At 60.5% G+C, this 4,606-nt stretch carries 5 protein-coding genes and 1 pseudogene; 3 read left to right on the forward strand and 3 right to left on the reverse strand.

The genetic code is table 11. The annotated features are described in order from the left end of the window. Positions 1-2,138: penicillin-binding protein 1A (locus tag WCA53_RS06550; RefSeq protein ID WP_423907116.1), on the forward strand; the 2,138-nt coding region annotated here is incomplete at its 5' end. A gap of 32 nt (positions 2,139-2,170) precedes the next feature. Here the strand turns inward: WCA53_RS06550 and cyaY are convergent. Next, positions 2,171-2,488 (reverse strand): iron donor protein CyaY, encoded by a 318-nt coding sequence (gene cyaY / locus WCA53_RS06555; protein WP_423907118.1) that lies wholly within the window; start codon positions 2,486-2,488, stop codon positions 2,171-2,173. A 53-nt stretch (positions 2,489-2,541) separates the two neighbouring features. On the opposite strand from cyaY, the pseudogene WCA53_RS06560 reads away from it, so the two are divergent. Then, positions 2,542-2,595: pseudogene (locus tag WCA53_RS06560) on the forward strand (hypothetical protein); the annotation flags it as partial. 20 nt (positions 2,596-2,615) lie between these two features. Here the strand turns inward: WCA53_RS06560 and WCA53_RS06565 are convergent. Further along, a complete protein-coding gene (locus tag WCA53_RS06565; protein WP_423907125.1) occupies positions 2,616-2,774 on the reverse strand; it encodes a hypothetical protein in 159 nt (52 codons plus the stop codon). Between the two features lie 132 nt (positions 2,775-2,906). Between WCA53_RS06565 and lysA the strand changes: the two genes are divergently transcribed. Continuing rightward, positions 2,907-4,169, forward strand: coding sequence for a diaminopimelate decarboxylase (gene lysA / locus WCA53_RS06570; RefSeq protein ID WP_423907120.1), 1,263 nt, complete (start codon positions 2,907-2,909; stop codon positions 4,167-4,169). 67 nt (positions 4,170-4,236) lie between these two features. Here lysA and WCA53_RS06575 read toward each other — a convergent pair. After that, positions 4,237-4,606: protein-methionine-sulfoxide reductase heme-binding subunit MsrQ (locus WCA53_RS06575; protein ID WP_423907122.1), on the reverse strand; the 370-nt coding region annotated here is incomplete at its 5' end.

Here is a 4,606-nt window from a genome sequence, read left to right on the forward strand (position 1 = left end):
TTCCGGACTACATGAAGAAGGCGGTGCTCGCCATTGAAGACGCCCGTTTCTACGATCATGGCGGCGTCGACCTGACCGGCATCCTGCGCGCCGGCACCGTTGCGCTGACGAACGGCCATGCGTCGCAGGGCGCAAGCACGATCACCATGCAGGTCGCGCGAAATTTCTTCCTGTCGAGCGAAAAAACCTACACGCGAAAAATCTATGAAATGCTGCTCGCGTACAAGATCGAGCGTGCGCTGACCAAGGACCAGATTCTCGAGGTCTATATGAACCAGATTTATCTGGGACAGCGCGCCTACGGTTTTGCGAGCGCGGCGCGGGTCTACTTTGGGAAAGATCTTAAAGACGTGACGCTTGCCGAGGCGGCTATGCTCGCAGGACTGCCTAAAGCGCCATCGGCTTATAACCCGGTCGTCAATCCGAAGCGCGCAAAGGTGCGCCAGCAGTACATCCTGGAACGGATGCTGGAACTCCATTACATCACGCAGGAGCAATACGACGAGGCCGCGAAGCAGCCGCTCGTCGTGAAAGGCGTGGGGCGCGAATTCAGCGTGCATGCCGAGTACGTGGCTGAAATGGTGCGCCAGATGATGTATGCGCAGTATCGCGAGGAGGCGTACACGCTCGGCTTGAACGTGGTCACAACCATTGATTCCGCCGATCAGGACGCTGCTTATCGCGCCGTACGCAAAGGTTTGATGGACTATGAACACCGCCATGGATATCGCGGGCCGGAAGGGTATATCGATTTACCGGCGGACGCGGACGATCGCGAGCAGGCTATTGACGACGCCCTGGCCGAGCATCCGGACAACGGCGAAATAGTAGCTGGGGTGGTCACCGAAGCCAGTCCGAAGCAAGTGAAGGCGAGCTTTATCGACGGCGATGTCGCGACGGTCGAGGGCAACGATTTGCGCTTCGTCGCGAGCGCGTTGAGTTCGCGCGCACCATCGAACCAGCGCATCCGCCCGGGCGCGATCGTGCGCCTGATGAAGAACGACGACGGCAACTGGATCATCACGCAATTGCCGCAAGTGGAAGGCGCGTTCGTGTCCGTCGTGCCGCAGGACGGCGCTATCCGTGCGCTCGTCGGCGGCTTCGACTTCAACAAGAACAAGTTCAATCACGTCACGCAGGCCTGGCGCCAGCCTGGTTCGAGCTTCAAGCCCTTCGTCTATTCGGCATCGCTGGAAAAAGGAGTGTCGCCAGCGACCATCGTCAACGACGCACCGCTCTTTTTCAGCGCGGCTGAAACGGGCGGCCAGGCGTGGGAACCGAAGAACTACGGCGGCGGCTTCGACGGCCCCATGCCCATGCGCACCGCGCTGATGAAGTCGAAGAATATGGTGTCGATTCGAATCCTGAACAACATCGGCACGAAGTACGCTCAGGGCTATGTGACGAAATTCGGCTTCGACGCCGACCGTCACCCCGCCTATCTGCCGATGGCGCTCGGCGCCGGTCAGGTGACGCCGTTGCAGATGGCAACGGCCTATTCGGTATTCGCGAACGGCGGGTACCGCGTGAATCCCTATCTCATCGCCGACGTGACCGACCCGCGTGGCGCCGTGGTGTCCCATCCGCGGCCGTTGGTTGCGGGCGAGACCGCACCGAACGCGATTTCCGCGCGTAACGCCTTCGTGATGAACAGCCTTCTGCAAAGCGTGGCGCAACACGGCACGGGGGCGCGGAGCAACCAGTTAAAACGCTCCGATCTCGCCGGCAAGACGGGCACCACTAATGATTCGCACGACGCATGGTTCGCGGGCTATCAGCACTCCCTGGTGGCGATTGCGTGGATCGGCTATGACAACCCGCGCAGTCTCGGCGACAAGGAAACGGGCGGCGGACTCGCGCTACCGGTATGGATCGACTATATGAGCCGGGCGTTGCGCGGCGTACCGGAATACAAGCCGTCACAGCCGCCTGGATTGGTCACGCTCGGCGGCGAACTTTATTTCGACGACATGACGCCGGGTCACGGCTTTATATCGACGATCGGCATCAGTCAGGCAGCGCTTGACTCCGCCAGCGGGGCTTCAGCGGCGCCGTTGTCGGACGGCGAGGCCGCGCCCGCGCCTCAGGTCGGCGAGCAGGAAAAACAGGACATCATGAACCTGTTCAAGGGGCATTGAACGCCCCTCGTCCTCGCGATCCGTGTCCGGGATCAAGCTGAAAAGCTGATCGGCTCGCCGGCTTGCTCGGTTGCGTACTGACTGAGCGCGGCGAAAAATTCGCTGCCATCGCGTGTGTTGCGCCAGGCGCCCTCCACGTATTTGTAGTGAAACCCACCCGCTTTCGCCGCAAGCCAAACCTCGTGCATAGGCGGCTGCAAATTGACGATCAGCTTCGTCCGGTTCTCGAATTCCAGCGTCAGGACATTGCCACTGCGTTCGAATTCGACATCCGTTTCGAGGTCGTCCGCGTCCCGCTCGATGGCCGCCAGCACAGCCTCGGCGAGGGTCAGGTATTCGTTGTCGGTCATGCTAAACTCCGTCGATTAATTATTCAGGGACCGTGATGCAAGTCGTCTTTCGGATGAGCGCGATTGTAGCGGCTTTGGCTGTTTCGTCTGCTGCACTGCTCAGCGCCTGTGGTCAACGCGGACCGCTTTATATGCCTACCGTTCCACCACTTCCGGCTCGTCCCGCCAGCATGCCACCGTTGGCCGCAAGCGCGCCGGTCGCGGCATCGCCCACCTCTGCTACTCCCGTGGGCGACATTCCCGACACGTCCGGCCAGCCGCTTTCACTGGCTCCCGACGACAGCATGCAATCGCCTGCGTCGGCGCCACTGCCCGCATCGGCTGCCGCTGACAAATAACTGTCTCACCATTGAACCGCTTCACCCATGCCCAGGTCGCGCGGCACTTCTGACGCGCGCCAGCCGGACCCCAAAAGCTCATGACTCAATCCGCATTCTCCCGCGTCGCCGGCGTGCTGCAAGCCGAAGGCGTATCAGCCGTGTCGTTGGCCAACGAGTTTGGCACGCCGCTCTACGTCTATTCACGCAGCGCCTTGACCCACGCGTACCACGCTTACGCCGACGCCTGCCAGGGACGCCGCGCCACTATCCACGTGGCCGTGAAAGCCAACAGCAATCTCGCCGTGCTGAACGTGTTCGCGCGACTTGGCGCGGGCTTCGACATCGTTTCCCTGGGCGAACTGCATCGCGTCCTGGCGGCCGGTGGCAAAGCGGAAAACACCGTGTTTTCAGGTATCGGCAAGTCGGTCGCGGAAATGCGCGAAGCACTCAATGCCGGCGTCAAGTGCTTTAACGTCGAATCGATACCGGAATTGCACGCGCTGAACGAGGTGGCGAAAGCGGCCGGCAAACAAGCGCCGGTATCGCTGCGCGTGAATCCTGACGTCGATGCCAAGACGCATCCGTATATTTCCACCGGTCTCAAATCGAACAAGTTCGGCGTGGCTTTCAGCGACGCCCGCGCGACTTACGCTCAAGCTGCTGCCATGTCGCATTTGAATGTGATCGGCATCGACTGCCATATCGGGTCGCAGATTACCGAAGTCAGTCCGTACCTCGATGCCATCGACAAACTCCTGGACCTGGTCGCTCAAATCGAAGCCGATGGTGCGCGCATTCATCATGTCGACGTCGGCGGCGGGCTGGGCATTACTTACGACGATGAAACGCCGCCGCCCATTGGCGATTTCGTGCGTACGGTCCTCGCCCATATTGAACAACGGGGGCATGGTCATCGCGAAGTGTATTTTGAGCCGGGCCGCTCGCTGGTCGGCAATGCCGGCGTGTTGCTGACGCGCGTGGAATATCTAAAGCCGGGCGCGGAGAAGAACTTCGCAATCGTCGACGCCGCCATGAACGACCTCGCGCGGCCCGCGATGTATCAGGCGTTTCATCGGATAGAGCCGGTGGTCGATGGCTCGGCGAAAGCCGAACTCTACGACGTCGTCGGCCCGATTTGCGAAAGCGGCGACTGGCTCGGCCGTGATCGAACGCTTGCCATCGACCAGGGTGATCTGCTCGCGATCTTTTCGGCGGGTGCCTACGGTTTCACGATGAGCTCGAACTACAACACGCGGCCGCGCGCCGCCGAAGTGATGGTCGATCAAGGCCGGGCGCGCGTCGTTCGCGAACGCGAAGAAGTGAAGCAATTGTTCGCGGGTGAATCGATCCTTCCGGATTGAGGTTTAGCGCGCGGAAAAACAAAGGGCGACGCCGCGATGGCGTCGCCCTTTTTTATTACCAGAAGAATCAAGCAGCGCGAGTTGACGCGGAAGCCTTGCCTTTCGCCCACACGATCAACCTCCACGCCAGCAAAGCCACGACGATTGCGCCGTAGATCTTCGGCAGGAGCAGGTCATGCTTGCCCGCCTTCATCCACCAGAAGTGCAGGATCCCCAGCACGGCGATCGGATAGATCAACTTGTGCAGGGAATGCCAGCGACGGCCGAGCTTCCTGACCATCGCTTTCGGCGATGTAACAGCGAGCGGGATCAACAGCACGAACGCCGCAAAACCAACCATGATGAACGGCCGCTTGGCGATGTCCTTCAGAATGCCGAAGATATCGAACCATTTGTCGAACCAAATGTATGTGGTGAAGTGCAGCACGACATAGAAG

It is taken from the genome of Caballeronia sp. (genome assembly GCF_049581465.1).
GTDB lineage: Bacteria > Pseudomonadota > Gammaproteobacteria > Burkholderiales > Burkholderiaceae > Caballeronia.

Excerpts from the sequence above, each read along its gene's own strand:
- lysA (WP_423907120.1), top strand. The coding sequence starts at position 2,907 with ATGACTCAATCCGCATTCTCCCGCGTCGCCGGCGTGCTGCAAGCCGAA.
- WCA53_RS06565 (WP_423907125.1), bottom strand. The coding sequence starts at position 2,774 with ATGCTGTCGTCGGGAGCCAGTGAAAGCGGCTGGCCGGACGTGTCGGGA.
- cyaY (WP_423907118.1), bottom strand. The coding sequence starts at position 2,488 with ATGACCGACAACGAATACCTGACCCTCGCCGAGGCTGTGCTGGCGGCC.